Origin of the sequence: Glycomyces sp. TRM65418 (genome assembly GCF_019710475.1) — a bacterium.
In the GTDB taxonomy this organism is placed as follows: Bacteria; Actinomycetota; Actinomycetes; order Mycobacteriales; family Micromonosporaceae; genus Glycomyces.
Window position 1 is genome coordinate 561026 of the sequence record NZ_JAJFAX010000001.1, and the last position, 23502, is coordinate 584527.

17 protein-coding genes and 1 pseudogene are annotated in these 23502 nt (G+C 71.0%); 10 read left to right on the plus strand and 8 right to left on the minus strand.

What is annotated here, in order from left to right; genetic code table 11:
* Nucleotides 1-258 precede the first annotated feature (258 nt).
* From K3N28_RS02585 to K3N28_RS02600, 4 genes are all read right to left on the minus strand, one after another.
* On the minus strand, nt 259-2844 hold the full coding sequence (locus tag K3N28_RS02585; RefSeq protein WP_228090909.1) for a beta-galactosidase: 2586 nt from the start codon (nt 2842-2844) through the stop codon (nt 259-261).
* Nucleotides 2845-3774: a carbohydrate ABC transporter permease gene (locus K3N28_RS02590; RefSeq protein WP_228090910.1), complete on the minus strand. Its 930-nt coding sequence runs from the start codon at nt 3772-3774 to the stop codon at nt 2845-2847.
* On the minus strand, nt 3774-4673 hold the full coding sequence (locus tag K3N28_RS02595) for a carbohydrate ABC transporter permease (protein WP_374209677.1): 900 nt from the start codon (nt 4671-4673) through the stop codon (nt 3774-3776). Before K3N28_RS02595 ends, K3N28_RS02590 begins: the two co-directional genes overlap by 1 nt.
* Nucleotides 4674-4757: 84 nt before the next feature.
* Entirely contained in the window at nt 4758-6029 is a 1272-nt protein-coding gene (locus tag K3N28_RS02600) for a sugar ABC transporter substrate-binding protein (RefSeq protein WP_228090912.1), read from the minus strand.
* A gap of 383 nt (nt 6030-6412) precedes the next feature.
* On the opposite strand from K3N28_RS02600, the gene K3N28_RS02605 reads away from it, so the two are divergent.
* Complete coding sequence (locus tag K3N28_RS02605; protein WP_228090913.1) at nt 6413-7354, plus strand: cation diffusion facilitator family transporter; 942 nt, start codon at nt 6413-6415, stop codon at nt 7352-7354.
* Nucleotides 7355-7399: 45 nt separating this feature from the next.
* Here K3N28_RS02605 and K3N28_RS02610 read toward each other — a convergent pair whose 3' ends face one another.
* The 3 genes from K3N28_RS02610 to K3N28_RS02620 form a co-directional block, all read right to left on the minus strand.
* Nucleotides 7400-8686 carry a polysaccharide lyase family 1 protein gene (locus tag K3N28_RS02610; protein WP_228090914.1) on the minus strand — a complete coding sequence of 429 codons (1287 nt, stop codon included), beginning with the start codon at nt 8684-8686 and terminating at the stop codon, nt 7400-7402.
* 191 nt (nt 8687-8877) lie between these two features.
* On the minus strand, nt 8878-9342 hold the full coding sequence (locus tag K3N28_RS02615) for a peroxiredoxin (protein WP_228090915.1): 465 nt from the start codon (nt 9340-9342) through the stop codon (nt 8878-8880).
* Between the two features lie 123 nt (nt 9343-9465).
* Entirely contained in the window at nt 9466-9882 is a 417-nt protein-coding gene (locus K3N28_RS02620; RefSeq protein WP_374209678.1) for a DUF3052 domain-containing protein, read from the minus strand.
* 365 nt (nt 9883-10247) lie between these two features.
* On the opposite strand from K3N28_RS02620, the gene aceE reads away from it, so the two are divergent.
* The gene (aceE, locus tag K3N28_RS02625) at nt 10248-12980 is read left to right on the plus strand and encodes a pyruvate dehydrogenase (acetyl-transferring), homodimeric type (protein ID WP_228090917.1); all 2733 of its coding nucleotides are present in this window, start codon (nt 10248-10250) and stop codon (nt 12978-12980) included.
* Nucleotides 12981-13153: 173 nt separating this feature from the next.
* Here the strand turns inward: aceE and trxA are convergent, their stop codons facing one another.
* On the minus strand, nt 13154-13558 hold the full coding sequence (trxA, locus tag K3N28_RS02630) for a thioredoxin (RefSeq protein WP_228090918.1): 405 nt from the start codon (nt 13556-13558) through the stop codon (nt 13154-13156).
* Nucleotides 13559-13674: 116 nt separating this feature from the next.
* On the opposite strand from trxA, the gene K3N28_RS02635 reads away from it, so the two are divergent.
* The 8 genes and pseudogenes from K3N28_RS02635 (at nt 13675) to K3N28_RS02670 (ending at nt 23422) form a co-directional block, all read left to right on the plus strand.
* The gene (locus tag K3N28_RS02635) at nt 13675-14844 is read left to right on the plus strand and encodes a CdaR family transcriptional regulator (protein WP_228090919.1); all 1170 of its coding nucleotides are present in this window, start codon (nt 13675-13677) and stop codon (nt 14842-14844) included.
* A 93-nt stretch (nt 14845-14937) separates the two neighbouring features.
* Nucleotides 14938-15852 (plus strand): annotated as a pseudogene (locus K3N28_RS02640) (ACP S-malonyltransferase); the annotation flags it as partial.
* A 14-nt stretch (nt 15853-15866) separates the two neighbouring features.
* Nucleotides 15867-16820 carry a beta-ketoacyl-ACP synthase III gene (locus K3N28_RS02645; protein WP_228090921.1) on the plus strand — a complete coding sequence of 318 codons (954 nt, stop codon included), beginning with the start codon at nt 15867-15869 and terminating at the stop codon, nt 16818-16820.
* A gap of 26 nt (nt 16821-16846) precedes the next feature.
* Nucleotides 16847-17083 (plus strand): acyl carrier protein, encoded by a 237-nt coding sequence (locus tag K3N28_RS02650; RefSeq protein ID WP_030159099.1) that lies wholly within the window; start codon nt 16847-16849, stop codon nt 17081-17083.
* Nucleotides 17084-17086: 3 nt separating this feature from the next.
* The gene (fabF, locus tag K3N28_RS02655; RefSeq protein ID WP_228090922.1) at nt 17087-18304 is read left to right on the plus strand and encodes a beta-ketoacyl-ACP synthase II; all 1218 of its coding nucleotides are present in this window, start codon (nt 17087-17089) and stop codon (nt 18302-18304) included.
* A gap of 500 nt (nt 18305-18804) precedes the next feature.
* Complete coding sequence (locus K3N28_RS02660; protein ID WP_228090923.1) at nt 18805-20004, plus strand: DUF418 domain-containing protein; 1200 nt, start codon at nt 18805-18807, stop codon at nt 20002-20004.
* A 78-nt stretch (nt 20005-20082) separates the two neighbouring features.
* Nucleotides 20083-20622 (plus strand): hypothetical protein, encoded by a 540-nt coding sequence (locus K3N28_RS02665; protein ID WP_228090924.1) that lies wholly within the window; start codon nt 20083-20085, stop codon nt 20620-20622.
* A 124-nt stretch (nt 20623-20746) separates the two neighbouring features.
* Complete coding sequence (locus K3N28_RS02670) at nt 20747-23422, plus strand: Dyp-type peroxidase (RefSeq protein WP_228090925.1); 2676 nt, start codon at nt 20747-20749, stop codon at nt 23420-23422.
* Nucleotides 23423-23502: the final 80 nt, after the last annotated feature.

The following is a 23502-nucleotide window of genomic DNA, read 5'->3' on the forward strand; positions in this document are numbered from 1 at the left end:
ACGCGGGCCCGTGTACGGCTCCTCGATCGCCGCGGTCGCCTCGTCGGTAGGCGACGTCCGACGCGGCCGAGCCGGGGACGGCCTTGCACGGGCGCTGAGACTTCTCGCCTCGTGGCCGGCCGCCGATGCCCCGCTCGTGGAGGCGGGAGGTCGGCCCTCACAGGTTGCCCCCGGCTCGGCGCGTGCTCGCGCCGAGCCGGGTCGTGCTGCGGCCTCGTCAGCGCGCCGGTTCACGGCCGTTCGCGCTCCGCGGGGCGGTCATTCCGGCACGGGGGCCGCGGTCACGCGCTCCAGGCGCGGTGTTCGGTCGCCTGCGGTCCCGCGGACCAGCAGCCGGACCGTACCGGTGTTCCAGGACCCCGGGACCCAGAGCCTGCCGGGGTCGCCGCCGGTGAAGCGCGGGCGGGCCGGGTCGTCCAGCCAGACGCGGCCGAGCAGTTCCCCGCCGGTGAACGCGCTGATGCGGATCTGCTCGCCCGCGAACCGCAGCGAGCGGCCGCCGGAGGGGACCGCGACGTCGAGCCAGACCTCTTCCCCCGCATCGAGTTCGAGCGGCAGCGCGATGGACTCGCCGGCGCCGTCCTTTCGGGACAGCGCCAGGATCGCATCGTCGGGCTGCGGCTCGACCTCCCAGGCGCGCACCGCTTCGAGGCGCAGCAGCGTCGCGGCCCCGATCGATCCGGGCCAGTGCGGCAGGGCGACCGCCAGCTCCCGGCCCTCGCCGGGGGCCAGGTGCACCCACGGGTCCTCGGGACTGACGATGCGGGAGGCGCCGTCGACGGTCACGCCGCAGGGCGCCGCCAGTCCGTCCAGGTGCAGCGCGTAATGGCTCACGCCGTCCACCGGCAGCGGGCGCCGGTAGGTCGCGGGCAGGCCGATGCGGGTGCTGCTCCAGCCGCCGAGGGTTCGCAGCGGGGCCGGGTCCCCGGCCCACTGGTCGCCGCCGTCGACGGTCCACAGTGCGGTGACGTCCTCGCTCGCGACGACCGACCAGACGCGGCCGAGGCCGCGCGGGGAGCCGATCGCGAGGCCCGGCAGGCGGGCGTCGTCGAAGTTCGCGTGGCCCCAGGTCTCGACGGTCGCGGCGAACGCCTCGGCGCCTCGGAGCGGCACGCGGACGGTGGCGCCGAAGCGGGCGAAGGTCCCCGCGGCCCGGCCGTCGAGGGCGAGGTCGACGATGTCGCCCGCGCCCTCGACGAGCAGTTCGGTGAGTCCGGCGACGGACGCGGCGTAGTGGGTGCGGCCGCGGTAGACGCCGACCTGCTCCGAAGTCGGCGGCAGTTCGTGCGCCTCGGTCTCGCCGGTGCGGGTCTCGAGGTCGAGGCGGGTCGCGGCGGTGAGCGGCTCGGGTTCGGGCGGTTCCGGAGAGATGACGCCCGCGGTGCCGTCGGGAGCGGGCACGTCCTCCGGGTGGAGTACCACGACTTCCCATGCGGTGGAGCCGGCCCGAACCGTGTGTCGTTTCGGCTCCCCCGTTGCGGGGGCGTCCAGGTCGACGATGACCGGTATTTCACCGTCCGCTGCGAGGGCCACGGTGCTCGGTACCCGCGAGGCGAACTGGAGCCCGTCCTGGTCCGCGCCGACGAGATCGGCGTTCGCGAACTGCAGCACACCCGGCAGACCGAAGCCCGCGAGCGGCAGGTCCTGCACTACCAGCGCGCAGGAGCGCGGCGCGAGCTCGATCGGGAGCTCCCCGAGTGCCGTCGTGATCCATCCGGTGCCCGGCTCCTCGGTGAGGTTCGGGACGCCGGTGAGCGTGCCGCCCCCATCAAGGACGAGCCGCGACGGCGATGAGCTGGTCGTCACCGATACACGGTGCACCCCTTCGGCTTCGGTGGTCGTGGCGCGGGCGAGTGCCGGTCCGAGCGTGCGGGCGACGGCCGCCAGCACCCGGGCCTCGGCGGCCTGCGCCCGGGATTCGCCCACAGGGGACAGATAGCCGCCGAAGTCGTAGTCGTGGGTCATGAACCCGCCCGGGTCGCCCCAGTTGCCGACCGACGGCGTGTACCCGAAGTCGTAGCCCGACGCCTGGAGGTAGGGCGCGAGCAGCGTCGCGCCGGAGCACAGCAGTCGCCGCAGCGTGGCGTGGCTCCGGTTGGTCTCGGTGATCAGCAGCGGCAGGCCCCGATCGGCGACGAGGTCGGCGTACCGGCGGACCTCGGGTTCGATGAACGCGGAGCGGTCGTCGGGGTAGAAGTTGAACGCCGGGGCGACCCCTTCGACGCCGCCGGTGGCGCCGAACAGGTCGCCCTGGCCGGCGCACGCGATGAGCGGCACGTCGATGCCGTGCCCGACCGCCATGTCGCGCAAGGCGGTCATGTACGCCGTGCGGTCGCGGGTGTCGAAGAAGTCGAGCTCGTTCTCCAGCTGGACGGCGACGACGCCGCCGCCGCGCCCCCATTGGCGTTCGGCCAGGATCGGGATGGCCCGGTCGAACCAGCCCCGCACCTGCGCGAGGAAGCGCGGCTCCGCTTGGCGCAGTTCGAGGCCCTCTTCGAGCGCGAGCCACGCGGGCAGCGCGCCGCCGTCCCATTCGGAGCAGATGTACGGCCCGGGCCGCGCGATGACGAGGAGGCCGGCCTCGTGGGCGAGGTCGAGGAACGCGCCGACGTCGCGGCGCCCCTCGAAGTCCCACACGCCGGGCGACGTCTCGTGGAAGTTCCACGGCAGGTAGACGTCGATCGCGCGGTAGCCGGTGGCGCGGACCTGCGCCAGCCGGGCCTCCCAGACCTCGCGAGGGAGCCGGAAATAGAACAGGGACGCGCACAGCAGCGCCTCTTCGCGGCCGTCGAGCACGAGCCCTGTGGGACGCAGTGCGACGGTCGCCGTCGACAGGTCGGTCACTTACTTCACTCCTGCACTTCCGCCTTGGAGGTTCATTTCGTAGAGGTACTTCTGGCCGAGGTAGTAGATCGCGATCATCGGCACCGTCAGCAGGATCGAGCCGACCATCACGAGGTTCCACGGCGGCAGCTGCATGGCGTTGCTCGTGCTCGTCATGTACTGCAGGCCGAGCGCGAGCGGCATGGACTCCTCGGAGTTGAGGTAGATGAGCGGGCCCATGAAGTCGCCCCACGCCGCGGTGAGCGTGAAGATCGCGATCGCCGTCAGGATCGGCCACATCATCGGCAGGATGATCCTGCGGTAGACCCCGAAGTAGCCGAGCCCGTCCATCTGCGCGGCCTCGTCGAGCTCCCCGGAGATGCGGGAGACGAACTGCCGCACCAGGAACACGTTGAACGCGTTGGTGAAGAAGTTCGGGACGATGAGCGGCAGGTAGGTGTTCACCCAGCCGAGCTCCTTGAACAGCAGGAACTGCGGGATCATCGTGATCTGCGCGGGGATCATCATCGTGGCGAGCACGATCATGAACATGACGCCCTTGCCGGGGGCGCGCAGCCGCGCGAAGGCGTAGCCCACGAGCGACGAGGACAGGACCTGGCCGACCGCGGAGAGGGTCGCGATGAGGACCGAGTTGAGGACGAACCGGCCCACGGGCAGGCCCGTGGCGGTGAAGACCTCCGCGAAGTTGCCCCACTCGAACTCGGTCGGGAGGACCGTGAACGCGTTCTGCGCGCTGGTCTGGTCGCTCGCGAGGGAGATCGAGACCATGAGCACGAACGGCACGAAGAACATCGCCGAGACGATGAGCAGCACCGCGTAGGTCGCGGGCGAGGCCTTGAACGCGGAGAGGCCGCCCTTGGGGTCGCGGTCGGCCCGGCGGCCCTTGGCGGCGGCGACCGCGTGGTCGGGCGTCTGGGAGGCGACGGCCATCAGCGCACCTCCGTCTCGTAGAAGACCCATTTGCGGGCCGTGCGGAACGCGATCACGGTGAACAGCAGGATCACGATGAACAGCAGCCACGCGATCGCCGAGGCGTAACCGAAGTGGTAGAAGGAGAACGCCTCCTGGAACAGGAGCGTCACCATCATCTGGCTGGCGTTGTCGGGGCCGCCCACGTTGTTGTTGGGCGCGAGGATGTAGACCTGCGAGAAGATCTGGAACGCCCCGATGAGCCCCATGATGAGGTTGAAGAAGATCACCGGGGTGATCTGCGGGAACGTGACCGACCAGAACTGCCGCCACGGACTGGCGCCGTCGATCTCGGCGGCCTCGTACAGCTCGCGCGGGATCCCGTTCATCGCCGAGAGCAGCAGCACCGTCGCGCCGCCCGCGCCCCACACGGACAGGATGATCAGCGCGGGCTTGATCCAGGTGGCGCTGAGCAGCCACTGCGGGCCGTCGATGCCGAACCAGCCGAGCAGGTCGTTGAACGGGCCCGAGGGCGCGAGGACCATCTTGAAGACCATCGCCGTCGCGACGAGCGGGACGAGCGTGGGCAGGTAGATGAACGTGCGGAACAGCTTGCGGCCGCGGACCCGCTTGTTGAGCAGGTTCGCCAGCCACACGCCGACGACCAGGCCGAGCGGCACCGAGATCGCCGCGAAGTAGAAGGTGTTCCCGAGCGCCTTCCAGAAGATCGGGTCCTCGGTGAGCGCGCGCGAGTAGTTCTCCAGGCCGACCCATTCGGGCGGCGTGAACGAGTCCCACTCCGTCAGCGAGATGTAGACGGAGGCGATCATGGGGCCGAGCAGGAACCCGACGAATCCGATCAGCCACGGCGAGATGAAGAGCCAGAAGTACAGGGCCTCCTTCTTCCGCCGCCCGGACATCTTGGGGCGACGCCTCCCGGCGCCGCGCGTCTCGCGCGCGGCACCGGGGGCCTCGTCGACGACGACGTTCGACATCGGAGCGTCCTACTCGATGATCGACTCGAGCTGCGCCTGGATCTTGTCCAGTTCGGTCTTCGCGTCGCCGCCCTCGTTCCAGAAGGTGCCGAGGTTGTCGTCGAAGGTCGCCATCATCTCGTTCCACTCGGGGATGAACGGGGCCCGGAAGATGAACTCCGAGGACTCGCCGAAGGCGCCCATGTCCAGGCCCTCGGGGGCCCACTCGGGGTTGAGGAACGCGTCGGACTGCTGCACTTCGAGGTTGGCCGGGACGTCCTGCGCCTTGTCGATGATGACGGTCTGCGCCTCGACGTCGGTGAGGAAGTCGATGGCCTCGAAGGCCTGCTCGGGGTTCTCGCTGTCGCGGGTGACGGCGAGGCCGGAGCCGAACGCGGACACGGCCTGCTGCTCGCCGCTCCACATGGGGGCGATGCCCCAGTTGATGTCGGACTCGATGAGCCCGCCGATGGCCCAGAAGCCGGTGGTGTTCATCGCGACGGTTCCGGCGGCGAAGGCGGGGTCGCCGCCCATGTCCGGGCCCATGTCCGCGTACTCGGCGGCGGTCGGGACCACGTGGTGGACGTGGGTCAGGTCGTTGGCCCACTGGAGCGCCGCGACGACCTCGGGCGAGTTCACCGCGGGCCGGCCGCTGTCGTCGATGATCTGGCCGCCGTTCTGGTAGGCGAAGCTCCACCACTGGGCCCACCAGCCGGCGCCGCCGTAGCCCCACTGCTCGCCGGGGATCGTCAGCTGCTCCATGGCGGCCTGGGCGTCCTCCTGGGTCCACTCGGCCGTCGGGTACTCGAGGCCGGCGGCGTCGAAGAGGTCCTTGTTGTAGTAGACGATCATCGCGCCCGAGCGGTCCGGGATCGCGTACGTCTGGTCCTCGTAGGTGTAGAGGTCGCCGACGGGCCCGAAGCGCTGCTCCATGTCGAGGCCGGAGGACTCGATGTACTCGTCGAGGGGGACGAGCTGGCTCTTGGACGAGTAGGAGTTGACGTTCTCGGCCACCTGCATGATGTCGGGGCCGTCGCCGCCGGCGATCATCGTCTGGACCTTCTGCTCGTACTGGTCGGACGGGATGAGCTGGAGGTCGATCGTGATGTCGGGGTTCTCGGCCTCGAGCAGGTCGATGCGCGCCTGATAGGTCTCCTTGTCGAGGTCGCCGCCCCAGACGACCATCTTGAGCGCGCCGTCGTCGCCGGAGTCGCCGCCGCCGCAGGCCGCGAGGGCCGCCGCACCGAGCAGCGCCGTCGCGGCGAGTCCGGCGCCTCTGCGCCATTGCACCTTGTGCATCATGTCGTCCGCCTCCTTGCGGTCAGGGGTTCTGGCGTCGACGGCCCGCCGACACCACTTAAGACGAGGGTAAATCTAACCAATAGACAAAGGGCTGTACAGGCGTCCTCGATAACGATTCGAGCGTCATTCATCGATGTCATCGCTCCCATTCCCCCAGCTCCCGGCATGTGGACGCCGAGGTGGGCCCGCAGCGGCGGCGGACGCGCGCCCCGGCGTCGCGGGCGAGCCGCGGAGGCGAAGCGGTGCAAGGAGAACCGCGCCCGGACGATCCCGGCCCGACGATCCGCCCGCGAGAGCGCCGCCGGAGCGGCCGGTGTCGGGGCCGGCCGCGGCCTTCGCCCGTCGTGGGCGCGAATCGGCCGTCGCTGCCTTAGGCTGGGGCCGTGAGCGATGCGTCCCAGGTGAAGTCCGAGAGCGTCCTGACGGTGCTCGTCGCGGCCCTGATGAATCTCGGCATCGCGCTGGCGAAGCTCGTAGCCGGGCTCCTGGGCGGGTCGGCCGCGATGGTCTCCGAGGCCGCGCACTCGGCGGCCGACACCGTCACCGAGCTCATGCTCTACCTCGCCCTGCGCAACAGCGTGAAGCCCGCCGACGAGACGCACCCGTTCGGGTACGGCAGCACCCACTACATGTGGGCGGCGCTCGCCGCGGCGCTCACGTTCGTGGCGGGCGGGCTGTTCTCCATCACCCACGGCTTCCACTCGATGCACGACGAGCCGGGAGGCGACTACCTGCTCTCCTATGCGGTCCTGGCGATCTCGTTCGCCTTGGAGGCCGTCTCGTTCGCGCGGACGATCGTGCAGTTGCGGAGCGAGTCCCGGCGCTGGAAGGTCCGCCCGTGCCTGTTCCTGCGGCACACGCCGGACACCAGCTTGAAGGCGGTGTTCCTGGAGGACCTCGCCGCCCTGATCGGCCTCGTCCTCGCCGCGGTGGGCCTGGGGCTGACCGAGATCACCGGCAGCCCCCTCTACGACGGGCTCGCCTCGGTCCTCATCGGCGTGCTGCTCATCGTCGTCGCGGTCCTGCTGGGCCACGCCAACCTGTCGCTCCTGATCGGGCGGAGCCTGCCGCCGCGCTTCCGCGCGGCCGTGCGCGCCGACCTCGAGACGGGCGAGGACATCGACGCGGTGCAGGAGCTCCTGACGCTGCAGCTCGGGCCCGCGTCGGTGCTCATCGCGGCCCGGGTCGACTTCCGCGACGGCGCCGACGGCGCGGCCGTCGAACGGACCTGCCGCGAAGCCGAGGCCCGGCTGCGCGAGCGCTACCCGGTGATCCGGTACGTCTTCCTCAGCCCGTGGGGCGAGGCGGACCTGCCGCGCCGCTGACCGGGCGCACCGGCCGTTCGAGCCGGTGCGCCCGACTGGCGTCCGTCAGCGGAGCTTCCCGGCTCCGGCCCAAAGCGGGACCAGGACCGGCACGAGCCGGGTCGCGTGGACCTTGCCGTGGAGCACCGGCAGCTCGGTGACCGTGTCCGCCATGGGCGCGTCGGGGTTCGCCTCGTTCCAGGCGGCGAGGAGGTCGACCCGCCTGCCGTTGAACAGGCTGCCTTCGATGTGCATGGCGTCGCCGCCCCAGTTGTAGAGCGCGACGGCGGGCGGGAGGCCCTCGAGGTCCCAGGCGTTGTTCTCGGCGTAGATCTGCGAGTGCCGGCCGGCGCCGATCGAGTAGTGGTACGGGTACCCCGAGGCCTCGCGGTACGTGTAGTAGTTGTTGTAGACGTGGTTCTGGCCCCAGCGCAGGCGCGGGGCGCGCTGGCCGGCGTTCTCGAACCAGTTGTGGTGGATGGTGACCCGCAGCTTGTCGTCCTCGGCGTAGCGGTCGGAGTCGGTGTTGCCGATGAGCATGGTCTTGTCGTGGTTGCGGATGTGGTTCCAGGACACGGTGACCAGGTCGGAGGCGCGCACGATGTCGATGCCGCCGTCGAGGTGCTCGACGCGCTTGCCCCAGATCACCGGGGCCTCGTAGTCGTGGGTGGTGCCGTCGGTGACGGTGAGGTGGTCGAGCCACACGTGGGTGGCACCGGAGACCTCGAAGTTGTCGAACTCGCCGTCCCAGGCGTCGCCCTCCCAGGCGGGGAAGCAGTCGTAGGCGTTGTGGACGCCGAGGTTGCGGACGATCACGTTGTCGACGTTGCCGATGAAGAACGCGCCGTGGGTGACGGAGGCGCGCCCGGAGCCGACGATGGTCGTGTTCGCGCCGATCCGCAGCAGCACGTGCTCGCGGTAGGCGTTGTAGGAGCGGACCCGGGCCTCCTCGACCGGCCCGGAGGGGGCGTTCCAGCCCCAGACCTCGGGGTCGTAGGCCGCCAGGTACTGCTCCCAGGTGTAGCCGGGGTCGTTCCAGTCCTCGCAGGTGAGCGCGTTGCCCTCGGCGTCGGTCCAGGCGTCGATGTCGCCTTCGACCTTGACGATCTTGGGCTCGTCGCCCTGGACCGCCGCCTTGAGCTCCGCCCAGGTGTCCACGGTGTACACGTGGTCGCGGTCGGCGTCGGCGCCGCCGGTGGTGCCGCCGTCGTAGGCGGCCCAGCCGTCGTTCGCGGCGAGGGTCTGGCGGCCGAGGTCGTGGCGGCCGTGCGCGTCGGCGGCGCCGGGGACGGCCGTGGCGGCCAGCGCGGCGATCGCGCCGGCGGCGAGGAGTCGTCTGACAGGACCGTTCATCGTCGAATGTCCTTTCGGGGTGAGGGTGGCGGGCGGGCGGGCGGCCCTCCGGCGGGCTCGGGTTCCACCGATGGGGCAACCGTTTGCCCTAGCCTGGCGCACCCGGCAACCGATGTCAAGCATTCGACTATGTCAATGTGAGGGGCAAGAGGAAGGGCCGCCGGTCGTCCCCGGCGGCCCCGCGGCCTCGGTCAGCGCTGCAGCTCGGCCAGGGCCTTCTGCCAGGCGCCCTGGTCGCGGGCCTCGCCGGGCGGGTTCATCTCGGCGAAGCGGACGACGCCCTGCTTGTCGATGACGAACGTGCCGCGGTTCGCCATGCCCCTCTCCTCGTTGAACACGCCGTACGCCTGGGCGACCGCGCCGTGCGGCCAGAAGTCGCTCAGCAGCGGGAACGCGAAGCCCTCGCGCTGCGCCCAGACCTTGTGGGCGAACGGGGAGTCGACCGAGACGCTGAGGACCTGGACGTCGTCGCTCTGGAAGGCGTCGAGGTTGTCGCGGATCCCGCACAGCTCGCCCTCGCACGTGCCGGTGAACGCGAACGGGTAGAACACGAGGAGGACGGCCTTCTCGCCGAGGAAGTCGGCCAGGGCGACCTCCTGGTTGTTCTGGTCCTTGAGGGTGAAGCCGGGGGCCTTGGTTCCGATGTCGATCGGCATGCGCGCTCCTTGCGGTGCGGCCCTCGACGGAGGGCCTCGGTTCGTCTGACGGGCAGAACGGTAGCGCCGGGGCCTCCCTCGCGCGAGAGGGCCCGGCGTCGACGGGTCGGGCCGATGGGCCGGCTAGCGGCGGGCCACGACCATGCGGGAGGCGACCCAGTCCGGTGAGGCGTTGAGGGTCTTGGTCGACTTGAGACCCGCCAGCGTCGCCGCCTCCTCCACGTCGGCCGGCTCGATGTGGCCGGGCCTGCCGGCCTTGGGGGTGAGCAGCCACACCACCCCGTTGTCGGCGAGCGGGTCGCGCGCGTCGAGCAGGAGGTCGACCAGATCGCCGTCCTCCTGTCGGCACCACAGGAGCACCGCGCCGACGATCTCGTCGGAATCCTCGTCGAGGAGTTCCCCGACTGCTTCGATGACCGCGGTGCGCAAGGCGGCGTCGACATCGGTGTCGAAGCCGATCTCCATGACGGCTTCGACGCCTTCGAGCCCGAGTCGCTGCACCACGCTCGATGAGTCCACCGGGCTGCCCGGAGCGTTCACTGCATCCCCTCCATAGGTCGTTCTGCTGTGCATGCGTCACAGCGTATGGCGTCGAGCATAGGAGGTGGGGCGTATGCCGCACTAGTACGCCCGGACGCCGGGTTCGTTCGGCAAACGATCGCAAGGGGGCGCGGCCTAAAGGTGAGCGCTCGTTCACATGCCCGTGATCTCGGCGCGGCGGCCCGCCCTCGCTGCGGCGCAGGTGAGCGGCCCTCCTGGTCGGGGGGAGTGTGGGCGCGGTCGCATCAACCCGGGTGGGTGGGCGATGCTCGCGGTAGATTCAAGGGAGGATGGTAGAAAACGATGACACTCTGCTGCCTGAAAGAAACCCTGCAAAGCCGCAGTCTTAGAACGAGGGATCGCCCGTGACCACGGAACAGAACCGGCCGCCCATCAGTGACGGATTGCCGACCCAAGTACCGGACACTGACCCCGGGGAGACCAGCGAATGGCTGGAGTCCCTGGACGGCCTCCTCGACGCCGGCGGGCGCACCCGCGCCCGCTACGTCATGCAGCGGCTGCTCGAGCACGCCCGCAAGCGCCAGATCGGCATCCCGGCGTCCACGAGCACCGACTACGTGAACACCATCCCCGTGGAGGCCGAACCGCACTACCCCGGTGACGAGGCCATCGAGCACCGCATCCGCGCGTACGTGCGCTGGAACGCGGCGATGACCGTCCACCGCGCGCAGCGTCCCGGCATCGGCGTCGGCGGCCACATCTCCACGTACGCGTCCGCCGCGAACCTGTACGAGGTGGGCTACAACCACTTCTTCCGCGGCCGTCAGCACCCCGGCGGCGGCGACCAGATCTTCTTCCAGGGCCACGCCTCCCCCGGCATGTACGCCCGGTCCTTCGTCGAGGGCCGCCTCACCGAGGACGATCTCGACGGCTTCCGCCAGGAGGTCTCGCGGCCGCAGGGCGGGCTCCCGTCCTACCCGCACCCGCGCCTGATGCCGGACTACTGGCAGTTCCCGACCGTGTCGATGGGCCTGGGCCCGATCAACGCCGTCTACCAGGCGCTGTTCAACCGCTACATGGACGACCGCGGCCTCGCGGACACCAAGGGCCAGCAGGTGTGGGCGTTCCTGGGCGACGGCGAGATGGACGAGGTCGAGTCGCGGGGCGCGCTGCAGTTCGCGGCCGGCGCCGAGCTCGACAACCTCACCTTCGTCGTCAACTGCAACCTCCAGCGCCTCGACGGGCCGGTGCGCGGCAACGGCAAGATCGTGCAGGAGCTGGAGTCGTACTTCCGCGGCGCGGGCTGGAACGTCATCAAGGTCATCTGGGGCTCGGAGTGGGACCCGCTGCTGGCGGCCGACCACGACGGCGCGCTGGTGAACCTCATGAACACCACCCCCGACGGCGACTTCCAGACCTTCAAGGCCGAGTCGGGCGCGTTCATCCGCGAGCACTTCTTCGGGCGCGACACGCGCACCAAGGCGATGGCGAACAACCTCTCGGACGACGACATCTGGGCGCTGCGCCGCGGCGGCCACGACGACCGGAAGATCTACGCCGCCTACAAGGCCGCGATGGAGCACGAGGGCCAGCCGACGGTGATCCTCGCGCACACCGTCAAGGGCTACCGTCTGGGCTCGGCCTTCGAGGGCCGCAACGCGACCCACCAGATGAAGAAGCTCTCGCTCGACGACCTCAAGGGCTTCCGCGACGCGCTCGAGATGCCGGTCAGCGACGAGCAGCTGGAGCAGGACCCGTACCTGCCGCCGTACGTCAAGCCCGAGGAGGGCTCGGCCGAGCACGAGTACCTGCAGGAGCGCCGCAAGGCCCTCGGCGGGCCGATCCCCTCGCGCCGCAACACGGTGATCCCGCTCAACCTGCCGGGCTCGGACGCCTACAAGAGCGCCAAGCGCGGCTCGGGCAAGCAGAAGGTCGCCACGACGATGGCGCTGGTGCGCCTGCTCAAGGACCTGATGCGGGACAAGGAGATCGGCAAGCGCTGGGTCCCGATCATCCCCGACGAGGCGCGCACGTTCGGCATGGACGCGATGTTCCCGACGGCGAAGATCTGGTCCCCGCAGGGCCAGCAGTACCTGTCGGTGGACCGCGACCTGTTCCTGTCCTACAAGGAGTCCGAGCAGGGGCAGCTCCTGCACCTGGGCATCAACGAGGCCGGCTCGATGGCGGCGTTCACCGCCGCCGGCACCGCCGGGGACACGCTCGGCCAGCCGATGATCCCGTTCTACATCTTCTACTCGATGTTCGGGTTCCAGCGGACCGCCGACGCGATCTGGGCGGCCACCGACCAGCTCGCGAACGGCTTCCTCATCGGCGCGACCGCCGGGCGGACCACGCTCAACGGCGAGGGCCTGCAGCACGAGGACGGCCACTCGATCCTCATGGCCCACACCAACCCGGCGGTGCTCTCCTACGACCCGGCGTTCGGCTACGAGATCGGCCACCTGGTCCAGGACGGCCTCAAGCGCATGTACGAGGACGGCGAGCACGTCTTCTACTACCTGACGGTCTACAACGAGCCGATCGTGCAGCCGGCGGAGCCGGAGGGCGTGGACGTCGAGGGCATCCTCAGGGGCATCCACAAGATCGCCGAGTCCGAGGGCTCCGGTCCCCGCGTGCAGCTGCTGGCCTCGGGCTCGGGCATGCCGTGGGCCCAGAAGGCCGTCGAGCTGCTCGCCTCGGACTGGGACGTGACGGCCGACCTGTGGTCGGTGACCTCGTGGTCCGAGCTCAACCGCGACGCGGTCGAGGCCGAGAAGCACAACCTGCGCCACCCCGAGGCCGAGAAGCGCGTGCCGTACGTGACGCGCAAGCTCTCGGGTGCCGAGGGCCCGTTCATCGCCGTCAGCGACTACATGCGGTCCGTCCCGGACCTCATCAGCCGCTGGGTGCCGGGCGACTACACCTCGCTGGGCACGGACGGCTTCGGCCACTCCGACACGCGCGGGGCCCTGCGCCGCCACTTCAACGTCGACGCCGAGTCGATCACCGTGGCCGCCCTCCAGCAGCTCGCCGCCCGCGGCGAGGTCAAGCCGGAGCTGGCGGCCCAGGCCGCGGCGAAGTACCAGATCACCGACCCGACCGCCGCCGAGGCGGGCGAAGCGGGCGGCGACTCCTAAGGGGCGCAATGCGAAAGGCGGGGCCGCGAGCATGGTGCTCGCGGCCCCGCCGCCGTTCGATCCCGCCCTCGCCGTCCCGGCACCCGGCCGCCTTCCGCTTCGGAGACGACGACGGGCGGGGCGCCCCCGTTCGCGGAGGCGGCCCGCCCGATCGTGTGGTGACCCGAGGCGACCTAGTGGCGGTGCCCCTCGTGGTCGCCGTGGTCGTGGCCGCCCGCGGCCTCTTCCTTCTCGATCTCGGCGCGCACGGCGTCCATGTCGAGTTCCTTCACCTTGCCGATGATCTCCTCGAGCGCGGCCGGCGGCAGCGCGCCGGGCTGGCTGTAGAGGAGGATGCCGTCGCGGAAGGCCATGAGCGTCGGGATCGACTGGATCCCGGCCTCGGCGGAGAGCTCGGGCTGGTCCTCGGTGTCGATCTTCCCGAAGACGACGTCCGCGTGCTTCTCGCTCGAGGCCTCGAACGTGGGCGCGAACATCTTGCACGGCCCGCACCAGTCGGCCCACCAGTCGACCAGCACGATGCCGTTGCCGGTGACGGTCTCTTCGAAGTTGTCCTTGGTCAGTGCAACCGTGGCCATGGGGCCGCCTCTCTGTCGTCGCTTTGCGGTGATCTTCCGCGCAACAGTAGTGGCGTCCCGGCTATTCCGTCATACGGCGGTGCGCGGCGCGCGCCACGTCTGGCAGGCTATAGGGCATGGATCTGGCCACGACCATTCAGAACATCGAACGCTCCTCATCGGCGCTGACGACCCAATCGCTCACCCGGATGGACGAACGCCTCCCCTGGTTCCGCGACCTGCCCGCCGAACAGCGCTCCATGGTCACGCTGGTGGCCCAGGCGGGGGTGCGGCAGTTCCTCGAATGGCTGCGCTCCTCCGGCGACGACCTCGGCTCCTCGGACATGGTCTTCGAGGCCGCCCCCGTCGAACTCGCCCGCGCCATCAGCCTGCAGCACACCGTGGCCCTCATCCAGGTCGTCATCGACGTGGTCGAGGAGCAGGTCCCGGCCCTGGCCGCCGACGGCGAGGTGGACCAGCTGCGCGAATCGGTGCTGCGCTTCAGCCGCGAGATCGCCTTCGCCGCCGCCCGCGTCTACGCCCGCGCCGCCGAGACCCGCGGCGCCTGGGACGCCCGCCTCCAGGCCATGCTCGTCGACGCGCTCCTGCGCGGCGACAACTCCGACGAGCTCATCAGCCGCGCCGCGGCCCTCGGCTGGTCCGAGACGCAGACCATCACGGTCGTCTGCGGCAACACGCCCGGCGGCGAGGCCACCCTCGTCCTCCACTCGGTCCAGCGCGCCGCCAGGCGGCTCGGGCTCGACATCCTCGCGGGCGTCCACGGCGCCCGCCTCGTGCTCCTCCTCGGCGGCGTCAAGGAGCCCGTCGAGATCGTCGAGAAGCTCACCGGGCAGTTCGGCGACGGCCCGATCGTCGTGGGCCCCACCGTGACCGGCCTCGCCGACGCCTCGTCGTCGGCGCTGGCGGCCGTGGCCGGGCACCGGGCCGCCCCCGCGTGGACCGACGCGCCCCGGCCCGTGACCGCGACGCAGCTCCTCCCCGAGCGGGCCATCGCCGGAGACGAGGCGGCCCGCATCGGCCTGCGCGAGAGCGTCTACATGACGCTGCGGCGCGCCGGCGGCGAGCTGCTGGAGACCATGGACGCGTTCATCTCCTCCGGCGGCGTCCTCGAAGGCACCGCCCGCGAGCTGTACGTCCACCCCAACACGGTCCGCTACCGGCTCCGCCGCATCCAGGAGGTGACCGGTTTCTCCCCGACCGAACCGCATGAGGCCTTCGTCCTCCGTGTGGGGTTGACCATAGGGCGGCTCGAGAGCGGCCCGGGCACCCGGCGTTCCCGCAGTTGACAACGAGTGTTGTAGATTCCCTACAAGAACCGAACGGGCTTTCAGTCCTCTGACTGCTCCCGTATTCCAAGTCGTCGATGCGAAAGTCTTAATGTGCTTGCCATTCTCGCTCCCGGGCAAGGCTCGCAGAAGCCCGGGTTCCTCTCGCCGTGGATCGAAGAGCCCTCGGCGGACGCTCGCCTGCGCGAGTGGTCCGATCTCATCGGCCTCGACCTCGTCCGCCTCGGCACCGAAGCGGACCAGGACGAGATCACCGACACGGCCAACACCCAGCCGCTGCTCGTCGCGGCGGGCCTGCTCGCCGCCGAGCGCCTCCTCGCCGAGGGGACCGCGCTCGGCTCGGCCGACCTCACCGTCGCCGGCCACTCGGTCGGCGAACTCACCGCGCTCGCGATCAGCGGGGTCCTGAGCCCCGAGGCCGCCGTCCGCCTCGCCGCCGTGCGCGGCCGCGAGATGGCCGCCGCCTGCAACATCGAGCCGACCACGATGGCCGCCGTCCTCGGCGGCGTCGAGGACGAGGTCCTCGCCGCGATCGAGTCCGCCGGGGCGTGGCCCGCCAACCGCAACGGCGCCGGCCAGATCGTCGCCGCCGGGCCGGTGGCCGCGATCCAGAAGCTCGCCCAGCAGCCGCCGGAGAAGGCGCGCGTCATCCCGCTCAAGGTCGCCGGGGCCTTCCACACCCCGCACATGGCGCCCGCGCAGGAGGCGCTCGAAGCCGTCGCCGCGGAGATCGAGGTCGCCGACCCGGTCCGCACGCTGCTGTCGAACAAGGACGGCAGGCCCGTCACCAGCGGCACGACCGCCTTGCAGCAGATCGTGGCCCAGGTCACCTCGCCGGTCAGGTGGGACGCCTGCATGAGTACGCTTGGAGCATCGGGCGTCACGGCGGTCATCGAGCTGCCGCCGGCAGGGACGCTCACCGGCCTGGCCAAGCGGGCCCTCAAGGGCGTGGAACGGGTCAACGTCAACACCCCCGAGGATCTCGCGGCTGCCGCAGAACTCGCAGCGAACGAAGGAGTCGAGTGAGCGTCAACGGAACGCGCGTCGTCAGCGTCGGCCACTACCAGCCGGAGAAGGTCCTCACCAACGACGACCTCGCCAAGATGGTCGACACCAACGACGAGTGGATCGTCTCCCGCGTCGGCATCAAGGAACGCCGGATCGCCGCCGAGGACGAGAAGGTCGCCGACATGGCGATCCACGCCGCCAGGCAGGCCCTCGAGAACGCCGGCCTCCAGCCCGGCGACATCGACATGGTCCTGGTGGCGACGGTGTCCGCCAAGGACACCTGCCCCAACACCGCCTGCCGCGTCGCCGACGCGCTCGGCATCAGCACGCCCGCCGCGATGGACGTCAACACCGCCTGCTCGGGCTTCGAGTACGCGCTCGCGCAGGCCGACATGGCCATCCGGGTCGGCAGCGCCACGCGCGCCCTGGTCGTCGGCGCCGAGAAGCTCACCGCCGTCACCGACTGGGAGGACCGCACCTCGTGCGTGCTCTTCGGGGACGGCGCGGGCGCGGTGGTCGTCGAGGGCACCGACGACCCGGAGCTGGCCATCAGCCCGGTCGTGTGGGGCTCCGAGCCGTCCATGAGCGACGTCATCCGCATCGAGGAGGACGTGCCGTACATCAAGCAGGCCGGCCAGACCGTCTTCCGCTGGGCCACCACCCAGCTCGCGCCGCTCATCGAGCAGGTCGCCGAGCGGGCCGGCGTGAAGATCGACGAACTCGCGGCCTTCGTGCCGCACCAGGCGAACCTGCGGATCATCCAGGGCATCGCCAAGCGCCTCGACTTCAGCGACGACTGCGTCATCGCCGAGGACATCGTCTACTCCGGCAACACGTCCGCGGCATCGGTGCCGCTGGCGCTGTCGAAGTTGGTACAAAGTGGCAAGGTGCCCTCCGGCGCCCCGATCCTCCTGTTCGGATTCGGCGGCGGGCTCACCTACGCCGGGCAGGTCATCCGCTGCCCGTAACTATCGAGAGGAAATATCTCATGGCTCTGTCTCGTGACGAGATCCGCGAAGGCCTGTCCGACATTCTCGAAGAGGTCGCGGGCGTCAACCCCGACGATGTCGCCGACGGCAAGTCGTTCACCGACGACCTGGACGTCGACTCGCTCGCCATGGTCGAGGTCGTCGTGGCCGCCGAAGAGAAGTTCGGCGTCAAGATCCCCGACGACGAGGTCGCGAACCTGAAGACCGTCGGCGACGCCGTCTCCTACATCGAAAAGGGCTAAAAGGTGACTGAGGTAGTCGTCACCGGGCTCGGCGCGACCACCCCCCTCGGCGGGGACGTGGCGTCGACCTGGGAAGCACTCGTGGCCGGACGGTCGGGTGTCCACCTGCTCGATCAGGAGTGGGCGCTGGAACTCCCCTGCCGCATCGCCGCCGAGCTGGCGGTGGAGCCGTCCGAGGCGCTGCCTCGGGTCCGGCTGCGCCGCCTCGACCGCTCCGAGCAGATCGCGCTCATCGCGGCTCAGCAGGCGTGGGACGACGCGGGGCTGAGCGACGACCTCGAGAAGGAACGGCTGGGCGTCGTCTTCGGTTCCGGCATCGGCGGCGCGCTCACGCTGCTCGCCCAGGACGACATCCTGGAAGAGCACGGCGCGCGCCGGGTCTCCCCGTTCACCGTGCCCATGCTGATGCCCAACGGCCCCGCGGCCGTGGTCGGCCTGGAGTTCCACGCCAAGGCGGGCGTGCACGCACCCACCAGCGCGTGCGCCACCTCGGCCGAGGCGATCTCGTGGGCGGCCGACATGATCCGCGTCGGCCGCGCCGACGTGGTCGTCGCGGGCGGCGCGGAGGCGGTCATCGGCGGCCTGCCGATGGCCGGGTTCTCCTCGATGAAGGCCATGTCGACCCGCAACGACGACCCCGAGCACGCGTCCCGGCCCTGGGACCGCGACCGCGACGGCTTCGTCATGGGCGAGGGCGCCGGCGCGTTGATCCTCGAACGCCGCGAGCACGCCGAGGCGCGCGGAGCGAAGATCTACGCCGTCGTGGCGGGCTCGGGCCTGACCTCCGACGGGTTCGACATCGTCCAGCCCGACCCGGAGTGCCGGGGCGGCGGCCGGGCGATGGCGGCGGCGATCAAGCAGGCCGACATCGACCCGAAGGAGATCGGCCACGTCAACGCGCACGCCACCTCGACGCCCGTGGGCGACATGGCCGAGGTCAAGGGCATCAAGCGCGAGGTCGGCGACCACGTGGTGCTCACCGGGACCAAGTCCATGACCGGGCACCTGCTCGGCGGGGCGGGCGCGGTCGAGTCGATCGCGGCGATCATGGCGATCGTCGAAGGGGTCATCCCCCCGACGATCAACCTGGAGAACCCCGACCCGGCCCTGGACCTGGACGTGGCGGCGAACGAGGCCCGCAAGGTCGAACTGAACGCCGCGCTCAACACGGCCTTCGGCTTCGGCGGCCACAACGCGGCGCTCTTGTTCACGAAGGCGTAGCCGGAGTGAACCGGGAGCACCGCACGAAGGCGTAGCCGGAGTGAAGCGGGAGCACCGCACGAAGGCGTAGCCGGAGTGAAGCGGGAGCACCGCACGAAGGCGTAGCCGGAGTGAAGCGGGAGCACCGCACGAAGGCGTAGCCGGAGTGCGCTTGGATCACGGCGCTCAGGCGTGAGCGCCACAACGCCATCGGGCCCCACCGCAGTCGCGGTGGGGCCCTGTCGCGTTTTCGGTATGTCGGGAGCGTCCCGGAGCGCCTTCGCAGATCGGACGATGAGGGGACCCGGCTCGGCGACGCTCGCGAGCCGTCATGTCGGTGGGCCGGAGAGTACTCCCGGGGTACGACACCCGCCGGACGCGATCCACCCGCAGGTGGACGGGCGCGGTACCGCGGACGGGAGCTCGACGCGGGGACCGGCCGTACCGTGAACGGCGACCGCCTTCCTTAGACTGACTTCTGGAAACCAGTACCGCCCGCATTGACCACAGAGGAGTCCGTCGTGACCGCCACCCCGCTCGCCACCGCCGGTCCGCCGGGGCCCGCCGCCCCGATCAGCAAGACCGAACGCTCGCTCGCGCCCGACATCGCCCGCGGCGGCATGCTGCTGTTCATCGCCCTCGCCAACGTCCCCATCCACATGTGGGGCATGAAGCTCGACGCCTACAACCACCACACCGGGCAGTCGGCCGCGGACCACATCGCGTACTTCGTCGAGCAGCTCCTGATCGCCGACCGCTCCCGCCCGATGTTCGCGATCCTCTACGGCTTCGGCATCGCGGTCATGGCCTCGCGAATGTTCGCGCGCGGCATCGACGCCAAGGGCGTCCGCAAGGTCCTGCGCCGCCGTTCGTGGTGGCTCATCGGCTTCGGCTTCCTGCACGCCACGTTCCTCTTCTTCGGCGACATCCTCGCCCCGTACGGCGCCGCGGGGCTCATCGCCCTGTTCTTCGTCCACCTCTCCGACCGCTCGCTCAAGAAGCTGCTCTGGGGCACCCTCGCCTATGTCGTGCTGATCGGCAACCCGCTGTTCGCGTACTTCTACACCACCGGCGGCCAGCCGCCGGCGATGGGAGACCTGCCGCCGTATGCGGGGCAGATGCTCTTCGGGGCGATCGCCTCGCCCATCGCCGCCATCGCGATCGTGGTCACCGGATCGTTCTTCCCGCTGATCATCGCGGGCATGATGCTCCAGCGCTCGGGCTGGCTCAACCACCCCGAAGCGCACCTGCCGCAGCTCAAGAAGGTGTTCGTCTCCGCGATGGTCGTGAACGTCCTCAGCTCGCTGCCGGTGGCGCTCATCGCCCTCGGCGCCTGGGAGCCCTCCTCGGGGGTGTGGGGGGCCGCGGTCTACCTGACGCTGCTGGGGGGCATGTACGCCGGTCTCGGTTACATCTGCGGCTTCGCGCTGCTGGCCCACAAGCTGCGGGACTTCGGACGCCGGGGCATCCCCGGGGCGCTGGCCGCGGTGGGCGAGCGGTCGCTCACCAGCTACCTGCTCCAGTCGATCATCATGGCCCCGCTGCTCACCGCCTGGGGCTTCGGCCTGGGCGAGGACATGGGCTACCTGGCGGCGTTCGGAGTCGCGTTCGGCACGTGGCTGGTCACCGTCGTCGTCGCGGTCCTCCTCGACAAGGCCGGCAAGCGCGGGCCCTTCGAGGTCCTGCTGCGGCGGCTCACCTACGGCCGCAAACGGGCCTGAGGCGACGGCGAACGCCCCCGTGTCGGATGCCCGACGCGGGGGCGTCCCCGCTTCCGGGCCCGTGCCACAATACGGGCCATGCAAGTGAGACAGACTCCGTTCCGACTGCTGCGGGCCGCCGTGTTCGCCGCCGTCTCGGCGTCCGTCTCGCTCCTGCTCCACCTCTGGAGCGGCGGGCACGCGCCCGGCCCGCTCCAGGCCGCCGCCGCGTTCGGCCTGCTCGCCGTCGCCGCGTACGCCGCCGGCGGGCGCCAACGCGGCTTCGCCGTCCTCCTGCCCCTGTGCCTGGCGGCGCAGTGGGGCCTGCACGAGTTCTTCGAGCTGGGCGCGGTCGAGGCGGCGGGCCACGTGCACGGCACGGGGCCGAGCATGCTGCTGGTCCACGTCGCCGCCGCGCTGGCGCAGGCGTCGTGGCTGGCGCGCGGCGAGTCGGCGCTGGCGGGGCTGCTCGAACTGCTGACGCTGTTCTTCGCGCGCGCGGTGCGCGTGCTCGGCGCGGGCGCGCTCGTCATGGTCCGGCCGCGCCGGTTCACGCTGCGGGCGCAGCCGCCGCGGGCGCTCCCGGCGGTGCGCACGACGATCTCACACCGCGGTCCCCCGCGGTTCGCTTGCTCCTGAGTCTTTTTGTCCCCCAGCGCCTTCGGCGCTGACCCCTGCCTGAGGGCGCCGTGCCCTCGCACGGCTCGCGAGCCGTGCGTCGGCCCCGTCGAGGGTGCGCCCCGGGCTGCTCGGAAAGCGAACCATGTCTGATCAACGCAAGTCTTCGGCCGCCCTGCGGCGGCTCCTGCTCCGGCTGCATTTCTACGCCGGCCTGTTCATCGCCCCGTTGTTGCTGGTCTCGGCCGTGACCGGCCTGGCCTACGCCCTGTCCTACCCAGTGGAGGATCTCCTTTACGCCGATCTCGAGACCGTGGAGGTCGGCGAGGAGCGCCTCAGCCTCGCCGCCCAGGTGAACGCGGTGACCGAAGCCCATCCGGATTGGACCGTGCAGGCGGTGCGGCCCGCGGCCGAGGAGGACGCCGCCACGGTGGTCCTGGTGGACGACGGCGTCGTCCGCGAGTCCGGGGCGGTCGCCACGGTCCACGTCGACCCGTACACGGGCGAGCTGCTCGGCGAGTCGACCTCGTACGGGTCCTCGCAGGCCGGACCGGTGCGCGAGTGGATCTCGACGCTGCACCGGAGCCTGCACCTGGGCGACCCGGGCCGCCTCTACAGCGAGCTCGCGGCGAGCTGGCTGTGGGTGGTGGCGCTCGGGGGCCTCGTCCTGTGGATCGCGCGCAAGCGCCGCGGCGGCGGCCTGCTCCGGCCCAGGCCGACCGGTTCGGGGCGGGCGCGGACGCTCGCCTGGCACGGCCCGGTCGGCCTGTGGCTGGTCGCGATCCTCGTGTTCCTGTCGGCGACGGGCGTGACCTGGTCGCGGTATGCGGGCGAGAACGTGGGCGAACTGCGGGAGGCGCTGAGCTGGGCGACTCCGGCACTCTCGGTGGACGCGGGCGACCACGCGGGCCACGACCCGGCCGCGCACGACCACGCGGAGGGTTCGTCGGCGTTCGCGGTGACGCTGCTCGACGGCGTCCACGAGGCCGCGCTCGACGCGGACATGCGGGGGCCGCTGCAGATCACGCTCCCGACGGGGTCGGGCACGGCGTACCTGGTGGCGGAGACGCGACGGTCGCTGCCGCTGGAGCAGGACCAGATCGTGGTCGACACGGCGTCGGGCGCGCCCGTGGTGGCCGAGGAGCTGCGGTTCGCGGACTGGCCGATGATGGCGCAGGTGACCAACGTGGTCATCGCCGCGCACATGGGCCTGCTCTTCGGCCTGGCGAACCAGCTGCTCTTGGCGGCGGCGATGTGCGCGCTCATCGCCGTGATCGTGTGGGGCTACCGGATGTGGTGGCAGCGCCGTCCCCAGGGCGGGCTCGTGGGCCGGCCGTATCCGCGCGGGACGCTCCGGAGCCTCCCGTGGCCGCTCGTCGCGGTGATCGTCGCGGTCGCGGCGGTCGTGGGCTGGTGCTTCCCGATGCTGGGCCTCTCGTTGGCGGCGTTCGTGGCCGTCGACGTCGCGATCGGACTGTGGCAGCGGTACCGCAGGAGGCCGGAGCCGGTCGGCGAGGACGGTGAAGCGCACGTGACGCGTCGGACCGCGTTGGGGGCGGCGACGCTCACGGCGGCCGTCGGCGCGGGAGTCGGATACGCGTTCGGCTCGAACCACGAGCACGAGGACGAGGCGGCGCACGGCCACGGTGCCGGTGTGGAGCCGTTCTACGGCGAGCGGCAGGCGGGGATCGCGACGCCGGCGCAGCGGCATGCGCTGTTCGCCGCGTTCGCGCTGTCCGAGACGGCGCTGCCGGGCGGGGAGGCGCTGGACGCGGCCGGCGTCGCGGCGAACCTGGAAGCGCTGCTCGCGGACTGGTCGGCCGTCGCGGCGGCCCTCGCGGCCGGTGAGGTTCCGCCGAAGGCCGCGTTCGACGGCGACGACCGGTTCGACGCCGAGGCGGTCGCGGCGGGCCTGGATCCGGCGCGGTTGACGGTGACGTTCGGGATCGGCCCGGCCGCGTTCGCGAAGGCCGGGCTGGAGGCGTCGCAGCCGTCGAAGCTCGTCGAGCTGCCGGAGTTCGACGGCGACAAGCTGCGCCCGGCCTGGTCGGGCGGCGATCTGCTGCTGCAGATCTGCGGCGACGACCAGCAGGTGGTGAGCAACGCGTTCCTGGAGCTGCGCAAGCGGGCCGTCGGCCGGGGCACGCTGGCGTGGATGCAGCAGGGCTTCTCGTCGGCGCCCGACGGCGGGACGCCGCGGAACCTGATGGGGTTCAAGGACGGCAGCGCGAATCCGGCGGCCGGCACCGCGCTGTTCGACGACCGCGTGTGGGCGGTGGACTCGGAGCCGTCCTGGTTCGAGGGCGGCACGTACCTGGTGTTCCGCAAGATCCGGATGCGGCTGCCGGACTGGTCGATGCTGGCGGCCGAGGACCAGAACCTCACGTTCGGGCGGGAGCGGGACTCGGGCGCGCCGCTGAGCGGCGGCGGCGAGTTCGACCACCCGGACTTCTCGGTGCTGGACGAGTCGGGGCTGCGGGCGGTGCCCGCGGACTCGCACGTGGCCGTGGTGCACGACGCGGCGATGGTCCGGCGCGGCTACAACTACGACTACGGGTTCCTCACCCAAGGCGACGTGAGTTCGGATGCGGCGACCGACGGGCACCTGGACGGCCACATGCACGCGGAGCACCCGTACGACGCGGGCATGCTGTTCGTGTCGTTCCAGGCGGATCCGCAGGCGTTCGTCGACGCGCAGGAGAAGATGGCGGCGTCGGACCGGTTGAACGAGTTCATCACCGCCGAGGGCAGCGCGATCTTCGCGGTCCCGCCGGGCGCGCCTGAGGGCGGCTTCGTCGGCGAGGGCCTGTTCAAGGCCTGACCGCGGGTCGGCGGGGTCGAGCCGGCGGGGGCTCGGACGGACCGACCGTCCGAGTCCCGGAGCCGGAACGCCCCGCTCGC

What these genes read in the sequence shown, in the direction of transcription:
- K3N28_RS02590 (WP_228090910.1), bottom strand. Translation starts at nt 3,774, where the DNA reads ATGGCCGTCGCCTCCCAGACGCCCGACCACGCGGTCGCCGCCGCCAAG.
- K3N28_RS02595 (WP_374209677.1), bottom strand. Translation starts at nt 4,673, where the DNA reads ATGTCCGGGCGGCGGAAGAAGGAGGCCCTGTACTTCTGGCTCTTCATC.
- K3N28_RS02600 (WP_228090912.1), bottom strand. Translation starts at nt 6,029, where the DNA reads ATGATGCACAAGGTGCAATGGCGCAGAGGCGCCGGACTCGCCGCGACG.
- K3N28_RS02610 (WP_228090914.1), bottom strand. Translation starts at nt 8,686, where the DNA reads ATGAACGGTCCTGTCAGACGACTCCTCGCCGCCGGCGCGATCGCCGCG.
- K3N28_RS02615 (WP_228090915.1), bottom strand. Translation starts at nt 9,342, where the DNA reads ATGCCGATCGACATCGGAACCAAGGCCCCCGGCTTCACCCTCAAGGAC.
- trxA (WP_228090918.1), bottom strand. Translation starts at nt 13,558, where the DNA reads ATGGCCACGGTTGCACTGACCAAGGACAACTTCGAAGAGACCGTCACC.
- K3N28_RS02635 (WP_228090919.1), top strand. Translation starts at nt 13,675, where the DNA reads ATGGATCTGGCCACGACCATTCAGAACATCGAACGCTCCTCATCGGCG.
- K3N28_RS02665 (WP_228090924.1), top strand. Translation starts at nt 20,083, where the DNA reads ATGCAAGTGAGACAGACTCCGTTCCGACTGCTGCGGGCCGCCGTGTTC.
- K3N28_RS02670 (WP_228090925.1), top strand. Translation starts at nt 20,747, where the DNA reads ATGTCTGATCAACGCAAGTCTTCGGCCGCCCTGCGGCGGCTCCTGCTC.